This window comes from Mycobacterium paraense, from assembly GCF_002101815.1.
GTDB lineage: Bacteria > Actinomycetota > Actinomycetes > Mycobacteriales > Mycobacteriaceae > Mycobacterium > Mycobacterium paraense.
Genome location: NZ_LQPM01000051.1, coordinates 20069 through 40356 on the forward strand (window position 1 = coordinate 20069; position 20288 = coordinate 40356).

17 protein-coding genes and 1 pseudogene are annotated in these 20288 nt (G+C 67.2%); 11 read left to right on the forward strand and 7 right to left on the reverse strand.

Annotation, left to right across the window (positions count from 1 at the left end; genetic code table 11):
* The first annotated feature begins 301 nt into the window (after window positions 1–301).
* Together AWB89_RS26290 and AWB89_RS28200 are read left to right on the forward strand one after the other, a co-directional pair.
* Window positions 302–4915 (forward strand): ATP-binding protein, encoded by a 4614-nt coding sequence (locus AWB89_RS26290; RefSeq protein WP_241520617.1) that lies wholly within the window; start codon window positions 302–304, stop codon window positions 4913–4915.
* Window positions 4916–4921: 6 nt separating this feature from the next.
* Window positions 4922–5389 (forward strand): annotated as a pseudogene (locus AWB89_RS28200) (very short patch repair endonuclease); the annotation flags it as partial.
* 164 nt (window positions 5390–5553) lie between these two features.
* Here the strand turns inward: AWB89_RS28200 and AWB89_RS26300 are convergent.
* On the reverse strand, window positions 5554–6006 hold the full coding sequence (locus AWB89_RS26300; protein WP_085177827.1) for a VOC family protein: 453 nt from the start codon (window positions 6004–6006) through the stop codon (window positions 5554–5556).
* A gap of 88 nt (window positions 6007–6094) precedes the next feature.
* Here AWB89_RS26300 and AWB89_RS26305 point away from each other — a divergent pair, with 88 nt between their 5' ends.
* On the forward strand, window positions 6095–7342 hold the full coding sequence (locus AWB89_RS26305) for a cytochrome P450 (RefSeq protein ID WP_085177681.1): 1248 nt from the start codon (window positions 6095–6097) through the stop codon (window positions 7340–7342).
* Here the strand turns inward: AWB89_RS26305 and AWB89_RS26310 are convergent, their stop codons facing one another.
* Window positions 7343–8509 (reverse strand): serine/threonine-protein kinase, encoded by a 1167-nt coding sequence (locus AWB89_RS26310; RefSeq protein WP_241520618.1) that lies wholly within the window; start codon window positions 8507–8509, stop codon window positions 7343–7345.
* A gap of 125 nt (window positions 8510–8634) precedes the next feature.
* Here AWB89_RS26310 and AWB89_RS26315 point away from each other — a divergent pair, with 125 nt between their 5' ends.
* Window positions 8635–8925 carry a type II toxin-antitoxin system Phd/YefM family antitoxin gene (locus tag AWB89_RS26315; RefSeq protein ID WP_085177683.1) on the forward strand — a complete coding sequence of 97 codons (291 nt, stop codon included), beginning with the start codon at window positions 8635–8637 and terminating at the stop codon, window positions 8923–8925.
* The gene (locus AWB89_RS26320; protein WP_085177831.1) at window positions 8922–9326 is read left to right on the forward strand and encodes a PIN domain-containing protein; all 405 of its coding nucleotides are present in this window, start codon (window positions 8922–8924) and stop codon (window positions 9324–9326) included. Before AWB89_RS26315 ends, AWB89_RS26320 begins: the two co-directional genes overlap by 4 nt.
* On the opposite strand, the gene AWB89_RS26325 is transcribed toward AWB89_RS26320, so the two are convergent.
* Window positions 9310–10716 carry a CehA/McbA family metallohydrolase gene (locus AWB89_RS26325; protein WP_142282657.1) on the reverse strand — a complete coding sequence of 469 codons (1407 nt, stop codon included), beginning with the start codon at window positions 10714–10716 and terminating at the stop codon, window positions 9310–9312. The genes AWB89_RS26320 and AWB89_RS26325 overlap by 17 nt on opposite strands.
* Before the next feature lie 104 nt (window positions 10717–10820).
* On the opposite strand from AWB89_RS26325, the gene AWB89_RS26330 reads away from it, so the two are divergent.
* The gene (locus AWB89_RS26330) at window positions 10821–11675 is read left to right on the forward strand and encodes a phytanoyl-CoA dioxygenase family protein (RefSeq protein ID WP_085177687.1); all 855 of its coding nucleotides are present in this window, start codon (window positions 10821–10823) and stop codon (window positions 11673–11675) included.
* A 2-nt stretch (window positions 11676–11677) separates the two neighbouring features.
* A complete protein-coding gene (locus AWB89_RS26335; protein ID WP_085177834.1) occupies window positions 11678–13057 on the forward strand; it encodes an FAD-binding oxidoreductase in 1380 nt (459 codons plus the stop codon).
* Window positions 13058–13239: 182 nt separating this feature from the next.
* Here the strand turns inward: AWB89_RS26335 and AWB89_RS26340 are convergent, their stop codons facing one another.
* Together AWB89_RS26340 and AWB89_RS26345 are read right to left on the reverse strand one after the other, a co-directional pair.
* The gene (locus AWB89_RS26340) at window positions 13240–14697 is read right to left on the reverse strand and encodes a serine/threonine-protein kinase (protein WP_085177689.1); all 1458 of its coding nucleotides are present in this window, start codon (window positions 14695–14697) and stop codon (window positions 13240–13242) included.
* Window positions 14698–14739: 42 nt separating this feature from the next.
* On the reverse strand, window positions 14740–15384 hold the full coding sequence (locus AWB89_RS26345; protein ID WP_085177691.1) for a TIGR03085 family metal-binding protein: 645 nt from the start codon (window positions 15382–15384) through the stop codon (window positions 14740–14742).
* 172 nt (window positions 15385–15556) lie between these two features.
* Here AWB89_RS26345 and AWB89_RS26350 point away from each other — a divergent pair, with 172 nt between their 5' ends.
* Window positions 15557–16366 (forward strand): PPE family protein, SVP subgroup, encoded by an 810-nt coding sequence (locus AWB89_RS26350; protein ID WP_085101906.1) that lies wholly within the window; start codon window positions 15557–15559, stop codon window positions 16364–16366.
* Window positions 16367–16380: 14 nt separating this feature from the next.
* Window positions 16381–17460 carry a PPE family protein gene (locus tag AWB89_RS26355; protein ID WP_085101908.1) on the forward strand — a complete coding sequence of 360 codons (1080 nt, stop codon included), beginning with the start codon at window positions 16381–16383 and terminating at the stop codon, window positions 17458–17460.
* A gap of 6 nt (window positions 17461–17466) precedes the next feature.
* Here AWB89_RS26355 and AWB89_RS26360 read toward each other — a convergent pair whose 3' ends face one another.
* Window positions 17467–17895 carry a hypothetical protein gene (locus AWB89_RS26360; protein ID WP_085177693.1) on the reverse strand — a complete coding sequence of 143 codons (429 nt, stop codon included), beginning with the start codon at window positions 17893–17895 and terminating at the stop codon, window positions 17467–17469.
* 41 nt (window positions 17896–17936) lie between these two features.
* On the opposite strand from AWB89_RS26360, the gene AWB89_RS26365 reads away from it, so the two are divergent.
* The gene (locus AWB89_RS26365; RefSeq protein ID WP_085177695.1) at window positions 17937–19211 is read left to right on the forward strand and encodes an alpha/beta hydrolase; all 1275 of its coding nucleotides are present in this window, start codon (window positions 17937–17939) and stop codon (window positions 19209–19211) included.
* On the opposite strand, the gene AWB89_RS26370 is transcribed toward AWB89_RS26365, so the two are convergent.
* On the reverse strand, window positions 19208–19801 hold the full coding sequence (locus AWB89_RS26370; RefSeq protein ID WP_241520619.1) for a TetR/AcrR family transcriptional regulator: 594 nt from the start codon (window positions 19799–19801) through the stop codon (window positions 19208–19210). The genes AWB89_RS26365 and AWB89_RS26370 overlap by 4 nt on opposite strands.
* Before the next feature lie 74 nt (window positions 19802–19875).
* Here AWB89_RS26370 and AWB89_RS26375 point away from each other — a divergent pair, with 74 nt between their 5' ends.
* The gene (locus tag AWB89_RS26375; RefSeq protein ID WP_085177699.1) at window positions 19876–20286 is read left to right on the forward strand and encodes a DUF1707 domain-containing protein; all 411 of its coding nucleotides are present in this window, start codon (window positions 19876–19878) and stop codon (window positions 20284–20286) included.
* Window positions 20287–20288: the final 2 nt, after the last annotated feature.

Genomic DNA, 20288 nt, shown 5'->3' on the forward strand with positions numbered 1-20288 from the left:
AGCAGCGCTTGCCGAGCACCTCCGCCTCAACTTGCCACCAGGCCAAGGGAACTTCGTTTTGGTCGAAGGCGTGCCGTCTTCGGTCGCCTCGGGAATGAGTGGCGGATGGGACGAGTCGCTGCCCCGGCTTGCAGTCGTCGCACCAGACCCCTCTCAATTTGGTGCGCATGCACTCGCGGATGTATCGGGCACTCGGCTACGGAATGCACAAGGCACCTCGGGTGTGGTACTCGTGCTATGCGACGGTGAGCAAGTTGCCGACCGACAGGGCATCAGCCTATTTGAGTCGATATCTCCAAGCGTGCTGCTTGAGAGCGCTCAAGGTCTAGCGATCCTTTGCCGGCAAGAGCCGGCGGTTGACCTCGACGGACCTATTCGCGCGGTACGCGAAGCGATAGTCCTGGCCGACATCTCGAATCGACCAAGCCCAGCAGCGCTTGCCGCGTACCTGGACCGAGTTGCGGCCGGAGACGACCCGATGACTGTATTGCCCACTCTGGGTGCCTTCGCCGACAGCGTCGCAGCAGGCGACCGCGTGGACTCTGGCCGTATTCTCGACAATCTGACTCTGGCTGCTAGGCGCACCAGCGACGATTTCTTGCGACCCGCGGCCTACGCGGATTTGCGCAAACGTGCGGAACGTGTCCTCGCGAGCCGACCGTCTATCAGAGGTAACGCGGGAGCAATACACGACGCCGCTGATGCAGTGATGACGAGCCTGCAGGCGGGCAGTGCAGATTTGCTGAGCCAGCTCCGCTTTGACGAGGCCCGTGAGATTTTCGAAAAGCGAAGTGAATCTCTAAGCGAAACGGTGCTTCGCGAACTCTCTGCCTACCAAGCTAGCCTAGAGCCAGGCAGCCAAGCCCAGGGACTGCCCTGGCAAATTTACGAGAAACGCGCAAGCGAGCTAGGTCGTGGGACACATCAACGCGTTGCAGCGCGCGAGTTATGTGATCTCGACGACGCGCAGCAGCGACGCGTGTTCACGCCAGACACCCGTACCAAACTAGAGAGGCTGCTCAGAGATAGGTCCGTCAGCGGAAGTAAGCCGTCATGCCCTGAAGCTGCAATAGTGCGGGCAGTACAACAACTGGGCAGTTACGTCATTCAGCGAGTGCAAGTGCTTGCGCCTTCTGCACCCGCGATCAACACAGCCGCGGCTACCAACCGATCCGGTGCTGGACGGATCCTCACGTTGGCATGTTCACGCCTTCGTTTGGGCGGTCTGATGCATCGGTGGGATTCCGCCGGTGTCGAAGTCGATGGGCTCCTACTGAAGCCAGCCGACGACGAAGAAGACTTAGGCGATGTATTGGCGGCTTTCGGCGACGCGGGGCTTGCAGACGGCCTCCAACTGCCATCACTCCAACTCAGAATTTATGCCGAAGATGGCAGCACTGTGCAAGTCGATTGGCGGCCCGACTTGGACGACGCTGCGCTGCTGCGCGCAATTTTGCTCTTCGCCAAAGACGCAGCCGCACTCACCCTTTCAATAACATCTGAGCCGACACTGCATGCATTCTGCGGGCCAGTCGACGCGGATATTTTGCAGCCGGTCCCAGCGGAACTCACACGTCTAGCACGGGTTCTGCAATCTACAGCCAAGAATGCACTCGAGCGCGGCCTCACACCCAGCCTCCTCAACGGGTGGACCGCCGCTTGGACCAGCGCAGTTTTGCAGCAGCAGGCTCGTGAAGCCGACAGCACAATCGCCCAGGCCTTAACCCTCGCGGGTGGTGTTCTTTACGGCGAAACGTGCGCGGCACTTACCGGCATAGCACCAGTGAAGGCCGAATGGCTTGCACAGCAACTGGAAGCCCTTTGGGAACTCGTCGATCGCACGGGCAGGGCCGCCGATATCGAACAAGCAGCCGCAGTCGCCGCGTCTTTCGGGCTTGCACGTGCGACAGCTGCGCACCACCCCGCGCACCTTCGCTTGCGGACGCAGGACCGCGCTCTGCTGCCTTCGAGCGAAGGCCGCTTATGGGGTTTGTATGGGGGCACTTCGACACGCGACGAGAGCGGGTTCGCGGACGACGCTTTGAGCTCGGTAATCACTCAGCTTCTGACTCTGCAACCCGAAGCAGCTGGCCATCTTCGTTGCCTCGCTTGGGGTCCCGGGGCGGCCGATCTATTGGTCGGCGAGGCGACCCGCCTTATCGGGACCAAAGTCGAGCGCGCCGTCGTCAGCAAGGTTGAGATCTTCTGCATTGGAGCGGCGGAGGAAGATAAGCCAGCGTGGTCGACTCTTGCTGCGGCAGATGACGAGCTCCGTGGCGAGCGGGACGTTTTGCAAATTCGCTACGTGAACGACCTCGAGCAAGCGCGCGCGCTGCTGAGCCCGGCACATGACAGCCCTGTTGTCCATATCGCCCTCGTAACAGGACTCACGGAAGGCGGGCAGCGACTCGAAATTGAGACGCCTGAGGTGGAACCACCTGACGACGATCCCGATGTGCTCTTTACACCCCGCGTTTGGCAGCGCGCGAGACAGGACCGTCGGACGCTGTTGATGCCGCCAACCGCATCGCCCAGTGGGCAAGCGTGGCTCAGGCTTCAGAATGCCGTGGAGGATGCCTGGCCGGACAACGACCAGCCGCTACGTGTGCCGGAGGTCCGAACAGGAACTCTCAACGTAAGGTCTCAGCTTGAGCAGGTGCATCAGTTGGCCCTCTGGGTGGCCACGCTCGATCGGTACGCGACTCGCGACAGTCTGGAACAGGCGCTTGGTCGCGACAAAATCGCGATTCTCCACCAAGAGCGCAGACTGGGTGGGGATAGCCCGCTCTCGCTAGTGGTCAGTCAAAAATCTGGCGGTCCGGTGGACCGAGCCATCGGCAGAAGCCTACGTGCGGCGGGAATTGTCTCCGAACCCGACGTTGCGCTGTCTATCGGTACAGAGCTTAGAAAAGTCGCCAGCCAGGGATATGGCATCCTCGCCTTACAAGCGGCGACCAGCGGTGCAGGGATCAACGAACTCGTGGGGCACGTAGTTGCCTTTAGCCTGTTGGCAACTACCGCAACCCCCTGGCCGCTTCCGCCCGGTTGCCGCGTACTCCTAGTAAGTCTGGACGAGTATCGGAACTGGTTCACCACCAAGCGCGCCGACCTGCTCGCGATTGCGCTCGACCCAAAGGAGGGTGGCGTACACGTAGCCACGATCGAGGTGAAGGCGCGACGCAGCGATGAAGTTAACGCAGCTGCAGGAGCGCTCGATCAGCTTGTTCAAACCCTCGCCGCCACTCGCTTTGCGGCATACCCGGAAGCCGGAAGTATCAGCAGCCGTCTGTGGCTAAATCGCATCGCCGAGGCCGCCTACGCGGTGGCTCGTGAATCCCGGTTCCGGCTCGATGCGGCCGAGCTCGCTGCGCTGGAAGCGTTTCGCCGTGGTCGGGGAACACTCGAGTGGGCAGGCGTTGGACTAGTATTCGGCCCGCAGGTGAACCCGTGGCAAAAGATTCAGCACAATAAAATTGGCAACGACATTGTGCCCGTAGCACTCCACAGCATCCAGCTAACAGAAGAACTATTGCAATCGGCTACGGCAACAGATCTAACGAAGCTTCGAACCGTCGAAACCGACCGCGGACCACTCCAAAGCAACAGGGTCAGGCGACGGCCGGAATCAAAAGGAGCCCAAGGTAACCAGTCGGAAACGCAACAGCCAGAATCAGGGGAACGCGCCGAGCCATCCTTCGACCTCCGCGAGGAAGGCGACGGTACGTCCTTCGCGCAGGATGACTCTGGGGCGCCGTCCGATGGCGGTCTTGCAACACCAGCTGACGAGGAACACCAGGCACCAGTCGAAACGGACACGTCAGATGAGCCATCCAGATCTTTTACTGCTCCCATCCTCGGCTGGGATGCGGCCAACGGCGACGAAATCCGATGGCATCCCGCTGGCAGTGGTCAGGATTTGCTGCAAAACGGACACATAGAAATCTGGGGATCGTCCGGGATGGGCAAGACCCAATTCGTTATGAGCCTGTTAGCGCAGCTTTCGAGACACAGCGGCAGCCACTTCGGCATTGCCGACTTCAAGAACGATTACAGCGGCGAGACCGGGTTCCCCGCCTTCGCAGATGCCGAATTTTTGGACCTCTGGGAGGTGGGCGCCCCCTACAACCCCCTGGCACTCACCGCTACGGGAAGTCGCGCTGTCGACACTGCGGTCATCGAGCTTCGCGACACCATCGAGGAGGCGACGCGTTCATTTACTCGCATGGGCGTTCGGCAGAAAGCAAAACTAGAACAAGCGCTGCGCGCCGCGTACGCGGCAGGTCACGACGAGGGCCGTTGGCCGACTCTTCGGACCCTCGATGACCAACTTGACGCCGACCTTTCAGGCGTCATGGGTGACTTGACTCGCAATGACCTTTTTAAGTCAGGGCCACCGCTCGGCGATGTCATCGCCCGCAACATCGTCTTCGGCTTGTCGCGGATCCCAGGGAATGGCCAAACGACTATCCTCGCAGCTGGATTCATACTGTCAGCGCTCTTGCTGAGAATTCAGAACTTACCGCCAGTGCCCAACACAATTCGCTATATGGCGGTGGTCGACGAGGCACACCGCGTCGCAGATTTCAAAGCGGTTGACACGATGATGAGAGAAGGCCGCTCGAAGGGTCTAGCAGTCGTCCTTGCCACTCAACAACCTTTGGATCTCGGTGGAGTCGTCGGCGTCAATGCACAGACGAAAATATGCTTTGGATTGCCCGATGCGACCGTCGCGACTATGGCCGCGCGCAAGATGGACCCCCGCAACCCGCGACTAGCGGAGCAAATCCGAACGCTGGGAGTCGGTGAAGCGTTCCTGAGCCTGCGGGGGGATCCGCCGCGATTAATGAGAATGGCGCAGGCACACCGTGATTCAGACCGCCTCAACCTGCCACAGTTACGCCATCCGACACGATAGAGTCAGATGGAACAAAAGCGCCACAAGCATCTCGCGGGCCGACCCGCTTCTTCGTCGCGATCTGGGCACGACACCGATACAACGTCGTGGGCAAGTACGCCAGCAGTCCGCGCTCGTATGCAACGACAGAAGACGCGTGACACAGAGCCGGAACTTGCAATACGGCGTTTACTGCACGCAAGGGGCTTGCGCTACCGCGTCGACTACCCACCCCTCGCCGGGATGAGGCGTCGTGCCGACCTAGTTTTTGGCCCCGCGAAGGTAGCGGTGTTTGTTGACGGCTGCTTCTGGCATGGATGCCCGCAGCACGGGCAGCGCGCCACCACGGCGAATACCTCATACTGGCGCGACAAGGTAACCCGGAATGCAACGCGCGACCGCGAAATTGACGCTGCACTCCTCGCCATGGGATGGCTGTCGATACGCGTGTGGGAACACGAAGAACCAGCGGCAGTCGCCGATCGTATTGAAAGCGAGGTCAGAGTGCGGGTCTCGCCGAGAGTTCCATCGGAACCTACCAGCCCTGAACCGGAACCTACCGGCCCGCCATCGCTACCAAAAAGCCCCCATCCAAGCTTGCTGGCAGCGCAACGCAAGCGCGCCGGCGAGCGATAGACTCCGAACCCCTTTCTTAATCCCTACGGCCTAGCCGGCAAGGCCGACAACCACCCATCCGAAAGCAATTCCAGCAACTGCCCGTCCGGATCGCGGATCATCGCCATCGCCTCGGTCACGGTCCCGTCGACCACCGCTCCCCCGAACTCCTCGACCTTCTCCAACGCGGCCGGCAGATCGGACACCGAAAACGAAATGTGCGTCAGCCCAATCTGATCCATGACGCGTTCCGACCCGGCGTGCACCTGACGCTTCGAGTAGTCCATAAGCTCAAGCACAAAGCCGTCGCGCACCAAGTAGGTCGCATGCACCCCGAGCGGCTCGGGCAGCTGCACCAGCTTGGCGGTGGGGCCGTCGGGCGGATCGAGCTCCCACCAGAACTGAAACCCGAGCACGTTCTCGTAGAACCGCCGCGACCGCTCGCGATCGGAGACACACAATCCGACGTGGTTGAAAGTCGTCCGGTGACTACTCATCGCGGCCTTTCTCGGCGGAACCCACGAGCGTAATAATGCAAAGATAGTGTAGAAAGCAAACCAAGCGTCGCGGTGGAGGACCGACCAGATGACGACCCGTCCCGACGTCACCGAGGAAGCCATCGTCGACTTCGACCACCACTCCGACGAATTCAACCTCAACGAACTCGCCATCAACGCCGAGCTGCGCCAAAAGTGCCCCGTAGCATGGAACGAGCACTACGACGGCTTCTGGTTCCTCAGCAGCTACGCCGCGGTGAGCCACGCGGCAAGAGACGGCGACACCTTCGCCCATAAATATGAGCCCCACGCAGCAGACGGCGTCGACTACCAGGGCGAGATGGGCGTCCCGCGCCCCGAAGGCCAGCCGGCGCTGGGCATCGGCGAGGTCGACGGCCCCTACCACCTGGCGCTTCGGCACGCGCTGGCCCCGTTCCTCTCGCCGGGCGCCGTCCAGAAACTCAAGCCGTTCATGGAGCAAAAGGCGCACGAGTTCCTCGACCAGCACATCGAAGACGGTCACATGGACCTCGTCCTCGATTACGCCAGCCCGGTTCCGGCCATCCTCACCATGAAGCTGATGGGCCTGCCGCTGGACAACTGGCACCTGTACGCCAACCTGTTCCACTCCGTCATGGCCGTGCCGCAGGACAGCGACGAGTACCTCGACGCCATCGCCCAAGTCCCCGCCATGATGCAAGGCGTCCTCGACTACGCCGCCGCCAGACGAGCCAAACCCGAAGACGACCTGACCAGCTTCCTCATCCAGTTCGAATTCGACGGCCAACGCCTCACCGACGACCAGCTGCTCAACATCCTCTGGAACCTCATCGGCGGCGGCGTCGACACCACCACCTCCCAGACCGCGCTGACCCTGCTGCACCTGGGCACCCACCCGCAGCTACGCCAACAACTCATCGACCACCCCGAGCTCTACCGCACCGCCACCGACGAATTCCTGCGCTACTTCTCGGTCAACCAAACCCTCAGCCGCACGGTCACGAAGGACGTCGAGCTCAACGGCCAACACCTCCGCAAGAACGACAAAGTCGTCATCAGCTGGCTCTCCGCCAACCACGACGAAAAGGAATTCGAAACGCCCGACGAGATCATCCTCGACCGAACACCCAACCGCCACCTCGCCTTTGGGCTCGGGCCGCACCGCTGCATCGGCTCGCACCTGGCGCGGCTGATGTCTGAGGTCATGGTCAAGGCGGTCCTCGACCGCATCCCCGACTACCAAGTCGACTTCGACAACGTCCACCAATATCTGGGCAACCCGAGCATGACGGGCCTGGGCAAGCTGCCCGTCACCTTCACCCCCGGCGTGAAGTAATCAGTCGCCGCCTCCGCCTTTGTGTTTCTTGCCCGGCGGACCCGGATGGTTCGGGGGCGGCGGCGGTAACGGCTCTGCGGTGCTGCTGGGTGTTGTCGTCAACGTCGTCGGCGTCGGCGACGGCGTCGTGGTGTTGACCGGCGCCGGCGGTGGCGACGACGAGAACGACGAGTCGAGCGCGAGCAGCATGATGCCCAGCACGAACAGGGCGATGATCGCCGCCACCCAGAGCCTGCGCCGGGGAACGTCGGGCTCCAGGCGCGCGTCGGCGGGCGTGTACGCCGGGACGGGCGCCGTCATCACCCGGGTCCGCGGGCGGGCCGGAGCCGGCACGACGGGTGCGCCGACCAGCGCGGCCGCCATCGCGCTGGCCTGGTCGAACCGCCATGCCGGGTCGCGCGCCATCGCCCGTTCGATCGTGTCGACGAGGCCCGGTGGCAGATCGGGGCGCAGCGCGGCGAGCGGCGGCGGCGACTCGTGCAGGATCGCGCGCGCCAACGGTCCCAGGTCCTCCTGCGGGAACGGGCGCCGCCCGGACAGCGCCTCGTACCCCACCACGCCCACGGAATAGAGGTCGTCGGCAACCGTGGCCGGCTTGCCCGCCAGCCGCTCGGGGCTCATATAGGCCATGCTGCCGACGACCTCCCCGGTACGGGTGTAGGCGGCGCCGGCCGTCTTGGCGATGCCGAAATCCGCGAGCTTGGGTTCGCCCGTGGCGGTGAACAGGACGTTGCCCGGCTTGACGTCGCGGTGCAGGATGCCGACCTTGTGCGCCTCCGCCAGGGCGTCCAGGACGCCGCACAGCACCGCCTGCACAAACCCCCACGGCAGCGGCCCGCGCGCGATGTGATCGGCGAGCGACACCCCCGGCAGCCGCTCCATGATGATGAACGGCAACCCGTTGTGTTCGCCGACGTCGTGCACCACAACGACGTGCCGGCCGGTCAGCTGCGCGGCCGCCCGCGCCTCGCCCTCGAACCGCGGCCGGCTCTCCGGCCGGACCGTCAGCGCAGGATCCAGCAGCTTGATCGCGACCGGGCGGCTGAGCTTCAAGTCCCAGCCGTCACGCACCTCGGCCATCGCCCCGCGACCGAGCAAGCCGCGCAGCTCATAGCGGCCGCCCACGATCACGGCGGCCGCGCGCCACTCTGTTCCCTGGAGCTCCATGTCCCGCCTGTCGGAAAGGTGGCCCCCTGCGGGGTCGGGATAACCGAAGGACCGGAAATCGAAACGTTGCTGCAGCGCTGGGCATTGTGCTACATGCCGTAGCGCTATTGTGCTACGCTAGCTTCATGGCGACACCGCTCAGTCAGCGCGAACTGCGAAACGACAGCGGCGCGATCATGCGCCGCGTGCAACAAGGGGAGCGCTTTACCGTGACCCGAAATGGTGTCCCCGTCGCAGACCTGGTGCCGCACAACGAATCCGCGCAGGATCAACCGCCGCGCTTTGTTCCGGTCGCGCACATTGCCGCGGGCACAAGTCAACTCCCCCGTTGGGACACCGCGCGATTCAGCCGTGAGCTTGAAGCCCTCGATCAGGCCGTCGACGACAGCGAAGCCGACAGGTGGCGCGCCCCATGACCCGACTCCACGAGCGGGCTCTCCTCGATACATCCGTCGTAATCGACTACCCGGCAAGCGCGGTCGCCGCGCACGCAGCAACCGCCGCGGTCAGCACCATCACGCTTGCGGAGCTGTCATACGGCCTGCATACCGACGATGCGCTCGTCAACGCCGCCCGCGAGCAGCGCTATCACTGGATCACCACAACCTTCGATCCGATTCCGTTCGATACGCGCGCCGCGCGAATCTACGGCGCGCTGTGCGCCACCGTTCGAGCCGTCGGCCGAGACCCGAAGCCCCGGCGATTCGACCTCCTCATTGCAGCGGTCGCCGTCGCCCTGGGCGTGCCGCTCATCACCCGTAATGAAGCTGATTTCACCGGTATTCACGAAAGCTTGTCAATCATCGCTGTCCGGTGAGCCATACCGGATTGGTCAGCGCGACCATGGACCCAAGCGGGCGCCGCGGCGTCTCGCGGATCTCCAGCCGCGCAAAACGCGCCGCAGCGGCGTCCACCTCCCAGCGCAGCATGGTCCGCGCCGGACCGCGCACCGCCGCCCGGCCGACACACCCCTCAGCGGTCACCAACGCGGCCGTCGTCCCGGGGGTGCCGGTGATCATCGCGGTGACGGTGACCGTCGTGTCGGGCGGCACCCGCAGCGTCTCGCCCAGACCGGCGCCCCGGCCCGCGCACGACGCCGTGAGTTCGACTGTGACAGCGCGTGATCGGGCGATGTACGAACGGCCGCACCGCAACCCGTCGATCAAAGCCGGCGTCGACAGCTCGCGCGCGTACACGACCGTCTGCGGCGAACCGACCGGCTGCCGACGGGCATGCGAGTCGCTGCCACCGACCGCCACGACGCGCCGGCCCTCGCACAGCAGCCGCTGCCACATGCGCAGCGACACTTCGTCGTCGAGGTTCCACCGGCCGTTCCACACCTCGAGCCCGTCGACGTGCTCAAAACCGAACTCCCACAACGACCCCGGCACCGGCGCGGCGGGATGCGCGGCGATCACGAGGCCGCCGGCGTCGCGAACCTCCCCGGCGAAGCGCGGGAAGACGCCGTCGCGCGGCGCATACCGCCAGTCGACCCAGCCGCCCGGCGGCAGGCCGACGGCGAGCCAGTGCCCGTGCCGGGTGGTGACCTCCTCGCCGGGGATCACCAGCAATCCGCCGGTGCGGCAGGCCGGCCACACCCGGTTCGCGGAATTGGTGTTGTGGTCGGTGGACACGATGAAGTCCAGCCCGCTCTCATGCGCGGCCGCCACCAGTTCGCGCGGATGGCGCTGGCCGTCGGAGTGCACGGTGTGCAGGTGCAGGTCGCCGCGGTACCAGCCCGCGCGGCGGACGGGCGGGGCCGGATGTGCGACGACGGGCGCGCTTTCCGGGCCGGGCTGCCCGCGTTCCAGGGTGACGCGCGCCTCCCAGGCCATTCCCCAGGGGCTGAGCACCACCGGACCGAGGGCCACCGCCCACAGGCCCGGCTCGATGCGTCCCGCCAGGTAACCCGGCGTGGCGTAGCCGGCGGAGATCACGAAGCCGTCGCGGGCCCCGCCCGACCAGCCCCGGAATCCGGCCGCGTTGCCCAGCTCGTGGCCCGCCGGCCCAAAAATGCCCAGATCCAACACGTTTCGGATCGGTCCGCCCACCGCGAAGCGATCGTGCGACGTGGCGACCCGGATTCGCCGCACGCCCAGCGGCACCTCGAACGGCAGGTGCGCCCACTGGTCGATCCCGAACCCGAAGCGCCCCGAAAACGACAGGTGAATCGCCTGCGCCTCGCGCTGTTCGGTCGCGATGCTCACGACCTTCAGCATCCCGCACGACGGAGTAACCACCCGTTACTTCGACGCGAACGCCCGCCGTCGGGCCACTGTCATTTAGACGCCGAGTTACTTAGGGTCGGCGTATGAGCATCGATGACGAGCCGGTCACGACGCTGGACGACCTCAAAACCGATCTGGCGGGCCGGCACAAGTGGACACCGAGCGGCGGCGCGTCCGTCGACCCCGCGATCGTCGACGCCGATATGGCCGCCCTCGACCGCGACGGCTACGTCATCTGGGAGAACCTGCTGAGCGCGGACGAGTGCCAGCAGATCCGCGACGCCGTCAGCCCGTGGCTGGCCCACACCGGGCGCAACTCCTTCGAAGGGCGGCGCACCCAGCGCATCTACAGCGTGCTGAGCCGCACGCGGGTGTGCGACCGGCTCGTCGATCACCCGCGGGTGCTGGCGGTGCTCGATCGGCTGCTGATGCCCAACTACCTGCTTTCGGCGTTGCAGGCCATCAACATTCAGCCCGGCGAGTCGGCGCAGCTGCCCCACCACGACGACGGGTTCTACCCGATTCCGCGGCCGCGCGCTCCCCTGGCCGCCGCCACGATCTGGGCGATCGACGACTTCACCGCCGATAACGGCGCCACGGTCGTGCTGCCCGGCAGTCATCGCTGGGGCGCGCGGCGGCCCGGGCCGGACGATCCCGCGCTGCCGGTCGTCATGCCCGCCGGCTCGTGCGTCTTTTTCGTCGGAACCCTGTGGCACGGCGGCGGCGCCAACACGACCGCCCACGCGCGGCTCGCCGTCACGGCCCAATACTGCCAACCGTGGCTGCGACCGATGGAGGCGTTCACGCTGTCGATCCCGCGCGACGTCGCCCGCACGGTGTCCGATGACATTCAACGCATGATCGGCTACAGCATCCACCCGCCCTTCGTCGGCGCGGTCGACGGCCTGCACCCGCTGCGCCTGTTAGAGCAGCCGTGAGCGTGTCGGAGCGATTCGCCGACATCGTCGGCGAGCACAACCTGCTGACAGGCGACGCGATCCCCGAGGACTACTGGCACGACGAGGTGTTGACGACGGCGCCGCAGCGGCCCGCGTACGTCGCCAAACCGGCCACGGCGGAAGAGGTTTCGCAGCTGCTGCAGGCCGCCAGCGAGGCCAAGATCCCGGTGACGGCCCGCGGTTCCGGCAGCGGCCTGTCGGGTGCGGCGATCCCCTGCGCGGACGGGCTGCTGATCTCCTTCGAGCGAATGAACGCGATCCTGGAGATCGACACCACCAACCAGGTCGCCGTCGTGCAACCCGGGGTGACGCTGACCGAGCTGGACGCCGCGACCGTCGACGCCGGGCTGAACTACATGGTCCAGCCGGGCGAGTTGTCGTCGAGCGTCGGCGGCAACGTCGGCACCAACGCCGGCGGGATGCGCGCGGTCAAGTACGGCATCGCCCGCCACAACGTGCTCGGGCTGCAGGCGGTGCTGCCGACCGGCGAGATCATCCGCACCGGCGGCAAGATCGCCAAGGTCTCCACCGGCTACGACCTGACCCAGCTCATCGTCGGCTCCGAGGGCACCCTGGCCCTGGCCACCGAGGTGATCGTCAAGCTGCACCCGCGCCTCGACCACGCCGCCACCGTGCTGGCGCCGTTCGCCGACTTCGACCAGGTGATGGAGGCGGTGCCGCGGGTGCTGGCCAGCGGGCTCGGGCCCTACATCCTCGAGTACATCGACAACATGACGATGGCCGCCCTCGTCCACACCCAGAACCTCGAGCTCGGCGTCCCCGACGACGTCCGCGACAGTTGCCAGGCGTATCTCGTTGTGGCCCTTGAGAACCGCACCGCGGAAAGACTGGACGAGGACGTCGAGCGGGCCGGTGAGCTGGTGGTCGAGCTGGGCGCGGTGGATGCGTATGTGCTGGAAGGGCTTTCGGCGCGCAAGCTGATCGAGGCGCGTGAGAAGGCGTTCTGGACGGCCAAGGCGATCGGCGCCGACGACATCATCGACACCGTGGTGCCGCGCTCGGCGATGCCGAAGTTCCTCGCCGGCGCGCGAAGTTTGGCGGCCTCGGCGGGCGGCGCGGCGGCCGGCTGCGGGCACGCCGGCGACGGCAACGTGCACCTGGCCATCATCTGCAAGGACCCGGCAAAAAAGAAGCAGCTGATGACCGACATCTTCGCGCTCGCAATGGAATTGGGCGGGGCGATCTCCGGCGAACACGGCCTGGGCCGCGCCAAGACCCCGTACTTCCTGCAGCTGGAAGACCCGGTCAAGGTCGACCTCATGCGCCGCATCAAGCAAAGCTTCGATCCCGCGGGCATCCTCAACCCCGACGTGCTGTTCGGCGAAGGAGCGCACGGCTAAATCACATGCGTCACAAAAAGCTAGGGATGTGCCGATGTGCCCGCCTCATAGCGACAACGGCGGACGCCGTCGCCGCGCCTCGCCGCCCCGGTCGCCCCCTCGCCGCCCCGCTCCGAGATTGTCGCTATGAGGCGGGCACAAAGGGTGCCGCCGCCGCGAGAGGCCAGTGTGGCCAGTGTGACTTACCCGGCCGACGCGTAGTCCAGCACCGGTTCCGAGGAGTCGACGTGCCCGTTGCTGATGATCCGCAGCCGATCCGGGCGCACCTCGTAGCGCACCCCGTTCTCCGGGTTGGTGGCGTCGAATCCGCCCGAAGACCGCACCGCGTCGGTCAGCTCGATGTGGGCGCCGTCGCGGATGCGCTCGCCGCGGTAATAGAAACTTCCGGGCGCGCTTTGGCACACCACCGCCAACGACTGGGCCGTGCGCACCACCGCGGCAGGCGGGTTGCCCGGGTCGCATCGTGCGGTATGCCCGACGAAGCCCAAGCCGTCGGCGCCCTGTACGGGCTGTGACAGCGACGGCGTCTTCGTCGCCGACGGCGCAGGGGGTGCCGCCGACGCCGCCTGAGGCGGCGAACCGCCGTGGTTGCCGAACAGGATCACCGCCGTCGCGATGACCGCCGCGACCACCAACAGGATCGCCGCAGCCCCGGCCACGACCAAGGGCGCACGCCCGAAAACCCGGTTGGCCGGCCGCGGGGGCTCCGGCGCGGGCGCCGGATACGGGCTGTAGCCGGTGTCGTCCGGGTTGGGATAGACGGTCGAGAACGGCCGGGTGCTCGTCGGCGGTGGTGGCGGCGCCGACGGCGTCATCCCGAACGCCGCCCTGGCCAGCTCGCCCGCGGACGCGAACCGCGCGGACGGATCCTTGGCCATCCCCCGGGCGATGACGTCGTCGAACGCCTTGTCGATCCCCCGGCGCATGATGCTCGGCCGGGGCGGCGGCGAATGCAGGTGCGCGCTGATCAGCTGCGGCAGCTCCATCCCCTCGAACGGCGCTTGACCGGTGAGGCACTCGTAGAGCACGCACGCCAGCGAGTAGACGTCGGTCTGCGGCCCCACCCAGGAGCCGTTGAATCGTTCGGGCGCCATGTACGCGCACGACCCGATCAACGGTCCGGCCGCCGTCATGCGGGGATCGCCATGGGCCCGGGCGAGGCCGAAGTCGACCAGGTACGCGAAGTTGTCGGGCGTGAGCAGCACGTTCTCCGGCTTCACGTCGCGGTGCACCAGCCCGTCGGCGTGGGCCGCGTCCAGCGCGGACGCCACCTGCGCCACGATCCCCGCCGCCTGCGCGGAATCGAGCGCGCCCCGCTCATCCAGCAGATCCTTCAGGCTGCGGCCGTCGACCAGGCGCATGTCGATGAAGAGCACCCCGTCGATCTCGCCGAAGTCGTGCACCGGGACGACGTGCGGTTCCTGCAGCCGCGCCGCCAGGCGTGACTCGCGCCGGAAGCGCTCCTGGAAAACGGGGTCGGCCGCCATCTCGGGACGCAACAGCTTGAGCGCGACCATCCGGCCCTTGCGCGTGTCGTAGGCCCGATACACCTCGCCCATCCCGCCGGCGCCGATCAGCGATCGCAGCTCGTAGGGCCCGAATCGGGTGCCCAGGCGGGGGCGGCGGTAGGTCGAAAACACGTCGACCAGGGTTCCCAGATCGGGCGCCCAGATAACCCCAGTTCACATGCCGAAGTGCGCGCGACGCACCGCCGCGACGGCCTCGGCCGGCCCGCTCACCTCGACGTGCGCCGCGGCCTGGCGCCCGAAGAGATAGAGCAGCAGTTCGCCCGGCGGACCGCTGATCAGCGCCGTCGGCGAGCCCGGCCGCACCAAGACCCGCTCGGACGTCCCGGCCCACTCGACCGAGAGCCCGCACCCGCGCAGCCGGCGGCCCAGAAAGCGGCCGCCGCGGAGCACGTTCCGCCACAACCCGGCGTCCATGGACGCCGTCAGGTCCCGCACGCCGAGCCCGTTGGCCCGGCGGAGGTCCTCGTGGTGGACGAAGCACTCGTTGAGGTTCGCCATCTCGCGCACCCATCCGATGCGGAAAAACCCGACGGGTGGGCCGGACCGCATTCGCGCGACGAGCCCGGCGAAGTCCGTGCGCCCGGCCAACCGCGCCCGGCGCCGCTCGGCGAACCGCGCGAAGGGCCCGGGCAGCACGAGGCACGGGCCGCCGAGCAGATCGTGTTCGCGCTGCACCAAATGCGCCGCCAGATCGTGCGCGGTCCAGCCGTCGAGCAGCGTGGGAACGGACGGGCCGAACTCCTCGAAAGAAGCGCAGAGCCGAACGCGCTCCTGGGCGTCCAGCGGCACGTCGGCCATAGCTGAAGGCTATCCGGTTAGCGAATAACCCTTGAGTGCGATTGCCGCGCATTGGAGCATGAAACCGAGGGGTTCCTGACATGATGCGTCACCGGCTCCGGACAGCGGCTCCGTCGCAAGCGACGACGGATGGCCTAGTGCGTCTCAACAACATCCACCTAAGGAGGCATTGATGTCTTTCGTGACCACTCAACCCGAAGCACTGACCTACGCGGCGGGCAAGCTGCAAACTATCGGCTCGGCCATGTCCGCCGAAAGCGCCGCCGCGGCGGCCCCGACCACCGGGCTGATACCCGCGGCCGCCGACGAGGTATCCGCTTTGCAGGCAACGATTTTCGCCGCCTACGGCAGCCTGTACCAGTCGGTCAACGACCAAGCCACGGCGATCCATGAGCTGTTCGTGAACACCCTTGGGGCCAGCGCCGGTTCGTACATGTCCACCGAGTCCCTCAACTCGGTGGCGACCGCTTCGCCCTTCTCGCAACAGGTCTCGGGCCTCTTTAGCGCCGCCGCCAACGCGGCGCAAGCCGACCCGCCGCCCGGCAGCGCTCTTGCCAACATCGTCAACATCGGGACCGGGAACTGGGACTCCGCCGCATCGGATCTGCTCGGCATGGCGGGTGGCGGCCTCCTTCCCGCGGCCAACGAGACCGGCGAAATGGCAGCCGTCGCGCCGGCTCCCGCGGACGCAACCGTCCTGACGGGCGCGCCCGCCCCGCCGGCCCCAGCGGGACTGGGCGTCCTTCCCGTGGCGCCGGGCCTCGGCCAGGCGGCGCCGCCCAGTTGGGTCGCGGGGGCCGGCCCGGCGACAACCGGCGCGGTGACGACCGCCGGCTGGACCGCCCCGGCGCCCCAAACCGCGCCCGCGACCACCGTGCCCGCCGCCGTCCCCGCGGTCGCGACGGCCGGCAAGGCCGCCGGCTTTGGTGCGCCGCGATACGGCGTCAAACCCACCGTCATGGCACGCCCGACCGGCGTCTAGGAAAGGGAATTCTGATGGACTTCGGAGCGCTACCCCCAGAGATCAACTCCGCACGCATGTATGCCGGCCCGGGCACGGCACCGATGATGGCCGCCGCGGCGGCCTGGAACAGCCTGGCCGCCGAATTGGGTTCCACGGCGGCCGGATACGAGTCGGTGATCAGCGAGCTCACCGGCGAGTGGCTGGGTCCGGCGTCGGCGTCGATGGTCGCGGCGGTCCAGCCGTACGTGGCGTGGCTCAACGTCACCGCGGGTCACGCCCAGCGCGCGGCGTCGCAGGCGACGGCATCCGCGGCCGCCTTCGAGACGGCCTTCGCCGCGACCGTGCCGCCGCCGGTGATCGCCGCCAACCGGGCCCAGCTGGCCGCGCTCGTCGCGACCAACTTCCTCGGCATCAACACCCCCGCGATCATGGCCACCGAGGCCCACTACGCGGAGATGTGGGCCCAGGACGCCGCGGCCATGTACGGCTACGCAGCCTCCTCGGCGGCCGCCGGGGTGCTGAACCCGCTGACGCCGCCGGCGCCGACGGCCAACCCAGCCGCCCAGGCCGGGCTGATGCAGGCCATCTCCAACCTGCCCAATGCCGTTGCCGCACTGGCCTCCCCGGCCGCCGCAGTGCCGGCGCAAGCGACGCCGATCCTCGGCTACCCGATCGTGGCCAACACCATCAACGGCGCGGTCAACGCCACCGCGTGGTGGGTCATGAACACCATCCCGAACTCGGTGCTGCTGAGCCACGCCATCAACGCCGCCCCGGCGACGGCCCTGGCCACCACCACCGCGCCCGCCGTCGCGGTCGCGACGGTACCGGCCGCTCCCGCCGGCTTCGGTGGCGCGCCGGTGCTGGCGGGACTGGGTCAGGCGTCCACGGTGGGCGGTCTGTCCGTGCCGGCCAGCTGGTCCGCGGCGTCCCCGGCGGCGAGCTCCACCGCCGCGGCCGGCTCGGGCTGGGCCGTCGCCCCGGAGGAAACGACGCCGGTGACGGCGGTGCCGGCCGGGATGCCGTTGGCGATGGCGGGAACGTCGTCGGGATTCGGCGGTCCACGCTACGGGTTCAAACCGACGGTGATGCCGAAAACCGTCCTCGCATAACGCGGGTCACGGCGGCAACGCCTTGAGCTGGATCGGGTTGGTCTGGCTGTATCCCGCCGGCCGGCCGCAGGCCTCCTCGGTGTAGACCTGTTGGTCCGTGCCGGCGAGGGTATTGGGGTCCCACGTGATGTGGGCGCTGGCGGCGTAGGGAACTCGCACGCCGTCGGCGCACCGGACGTTGTCGAACATGTCGAGCACCCATTGGCCGTCGACAAATTGCGCCCGGCTGGTTCCGTTCCCTGCCTTGATGTCGAGGCATCCCTCCCCGCAGGGGTTCACGTTCCAATCGGTCACATAGTGGTGGCCGGTGGGGGCGGTCTCGGTGTAGACGTAATGGCCCATCATCTCGGGGGCGCCGGACGCGGGCGGGGCCATCGGGCCGACGGCCGCGGCGCCCAGGACCGCGACCGGGGCAATCGCGCGCGTGATGTCCATGTACTGGTTTTACTCCTTTTTGCACCTCGTAAGGTGGCCGTATGCAGAAGGCTCGACTCATTCACCACCTGCGGCAAATCGCATCGCTGGTGGTCACGGCGGTAACGGCCACGTCCACCCTCAACGCCTACCGGCCGCTGGCGCGCACCGGGTACCCGTCGCTGTTCTCGTGGATGTTCGGCCTGGTGGTCACCGAGTTGCCGCTGCAGACGATGGCCAGCCAGCTCGGCGGGCTGGCGCTGACGGGCCGGCGCCTGAACCGGCCGGTGCGCGTCCTCGCGTGGATCACGGCGGCCATCTCGGCGCTGGGCCTGCTCAACTTCAGTCGCGCCGGACACCAGGCCAATGTGCCGCTCAGCAAGGCGCTGGACGACGCCCTCGGCCCCTCTAGGCGCACCGACTCCGAGGGCCTGTGGCGCCGCCCCACCGGCGCCGGCACCGCCAAGACGCCCGGACTGCTGCGCATGATGCGGATCTACCGCGACTACGCCCACGACTCCGACATCAGTTACGGCGAGTTCGGCAGCGCCAACCACCTCGACATCTGGCGGCGCCCCGACCTCGACCCGAACGGCAAGGCCCCGGTGCTCTTCCAGATCCCCGGCGGCGCCTGGACGACGGGAAACAAACGCGGACAAGCCCATCCGCTGATGAGCCACCTCGCCGAGCTCGGCTGGGTGTGCGTGGCGATCAACTACCGGCACAGCCCGCGCAACACCTGGCCGGCGCACATCGTCGACGTCAAGCGCGCCCTCGCCTGGGTCAAGCAACACATCGCCGACTACGGCGGCGACCCGAACTTCGTCGCCATCACCGGCGGTTCGGCCGGCGGCCACCTGTCGGCGCTGGCGGCGCTGACGCCCAACGACCCGCAATTTCAGCCGGGTTTCGAGGAGGCCGACACGAGAGTGCAAGCGGCCGTGCCGTTTTACGGCATCTACGACTTCACCCGCTTCGACAACTCGCTGCACGCGATGATGCCCGGGCTGCTGATCAAATCGATCATCAAGCAACGGCCCTCGACGCACCTGGAGACGTTCGTCGCCGCGTCGCCGATCCATCACGTCAACGCCGACGCTCCCCCGTTTTTCGTGCTGCACGGCCAGAACGACTCGCTGGCGTTCGTCGAGCAGGCGCGCGCCTTCACCACCAAGCTGCGCGACGCCAGCAACCAGCCCGTCGCCTACGCCGAATTGCCGTTGACCCAGCACGCTTTCGACATCTTCGGCTCGGCCCGCGCGGCGCACGCCGCCGTCGCGGTCGAGCAGTTCCTGGCCGAGGTGTACACCGCGCAGCTGAAGGCCAACGCGGCCTAACCGAGCACCCGGTTCACCACGCCGGCGATCATCGCCTCGGGGTCCTGCTCGATCCCGACGGCGCGCAGGTCGCCGCCGATGGCGAGCGAGGCGACGCCGTGCACCAGCGCCCACAGCGGCGCGGCGACCGCCTGCGGGTCCTGGCCGTCGCCGAGCCCCGCGATCGCGTCGAGTAGCTCCCCGAACGCCCGGTCCGCGGCCACGCCCAGCGCCGGGTGGTCGGCCTTGGAGATCTCCGACCCGAACATCACCCGGTAGTGGTCCGGATGCGCGACGGCCCAGCGCACGTAGGCGCGGCCGAGTTCCACCACCCGCGCCTTCGGGTCCGACGCGCCGTCGGCGGCGGCCAGAAGGGCGGCGTGCAGGTCGGCGAAGCCCTGTTCGGCGACGGTGGCCAGCAGCTCGGCCTTGTCGGCGAAGTGCCGGTACGGCGCCGCGGCGCTGACGCCGGCGCGGCGCGCCGCCTCGGTCAGCGTGAACCCCTTCGGCCCCTTCTCGGCGACCAGGGACAAAGCGGCGCTGGTCAGCGCTCTTTTCAGGTCGCCGTGGTGGTAGCTGTCCCGCCGCGTCGCGGTGGTTTTGCGTGACATGTTGACGACATTAACATCCTGGTCTATGTTAATGCTATTCACATCCCGCCACATCTCACCAAGGGACCGGACTCATGACCACCACCACAACGCACCGCGCCGGCGACATCGACCGGCAGAGGACGGCCGCACGCCTGGGCCAGGCCCTCGCGCAGGGCTACCTGGAACTGCCGGAGTACGAGCGGCGGGTGCAGGACGCGTTCCAGACGCAGACCACCGGCGAGCTCAGGGAGCTCGTCGCCGACCTGCCGCTCGCCCGCATCCGGCGCGCCGACCCCCGCCGCCGCGCCGCGAAGGCCGCCGCGGCCCGCAAAGGCGTGGCCTTCCACTTCGCCGCGTTCCTCGCGGTGAATGCGATCGTTCTCACCACCTGGGCGGCCACCGGCGTAGCGTACTTCTGGCCGATCTGGCCCATCCTCGGAACGGCCATCGGCCTTGTCAGCCATGCCCTTGCTGTCCGCCCGCTCACGAAAGTTGGGTTCTAGCA

Bases quoted from the DNA above. Each gene is read 5' to 3' on its own strand.
- AWB89_RS26300 (WP_085177827.1), bottom strand. From the start codon at position 6,006: ATGAGTAGTCACCGGACGACTTTCAACCACGTCGGATTGTGTGTCTCC.
- AWB89_RS26360 (WP_085177693.1), bottom strand. From the start codon at position 17,895: ATGGACATCACGCGCGCGATTGCCCCGGTCGCGGTCCTGGGCGCCGCG.
- AWB89_RS26345 (WP_085177691.1), bottom strand. From the start codon at position 15,384: ATGGCCGACGTGCCGCTGGACGCCCAGGAGCGCGTTCGGCTCTGCGCT.
- AWB89_RS26310 (WP_241520618.1), bottom strand. From the start codon at position 8,509: ATGGAGCTCCAGGGAACAGAGTGGCGCGCGGCCGCCGTGATCGTGGGC.
- AWB89_RS26370 (WP_241520619.1), bottom strand. From the start codon at position 19,801: ATGTCACGCAAAACCACCGCGACGCGGCGGGACAGCTACCACCACGGC.
- AWB89_RS26305 (WP_085177681.1), top strand. From the start codon at position 6,095: ATGACGACCCGTCCCGACGTCACCGAGGAAGCCATCGTCGACTTCGAC.
- AWB89_RS26320 (WP_085177831.1), top strand. From the start codon at position 8,922: ATGACCCGACTCCACGAGCGGGCTCTCCTCGATACATCCGTCGTAATC.
- AWB89_RS26330 (WP_085177687.1), top strand. From the start codon at position 10,821: ATGAGCATCGATGACGAGCCGGTCACGACGCTGGACGACCTCAAAACC.
- AWB89_RS26315 (WP_085177683.1), top strand. From the start codon at position 8,635: ATGGCGACACCGCTCAGTCAGCGCGAACTGCGAAACGACAGCGGCGCG.
- AWB89_RS26355 (WP_085101908.1), top strand. From the start codon at position 16,381: ATGGACTTCGGAGCGCTACCCCCAGAGATCAACTCCGCACGCATGTAT.
- AWB89_RS26350 (WP_085101906.1), top strand. From the start codon at position 15,557: ATGTCTTTCGTGACCACTCAACCCGAAGCACTGACCTACGCGGCGGGC.
- AWB89_RS26375 (WP_085177699.1), top strand. From the start codon at position 19,876: ATGACCACCACCACAACGCACCGCGCCGGCGACATCGACCGGCAGAGG.
- AWB89_RS26365 (WP_085177695.1), top strand. From the start codon at position 17,937: ATGCAGAAGGCTCGACTCATTCACCACCTGCGGCAAATCGCATCGCTG.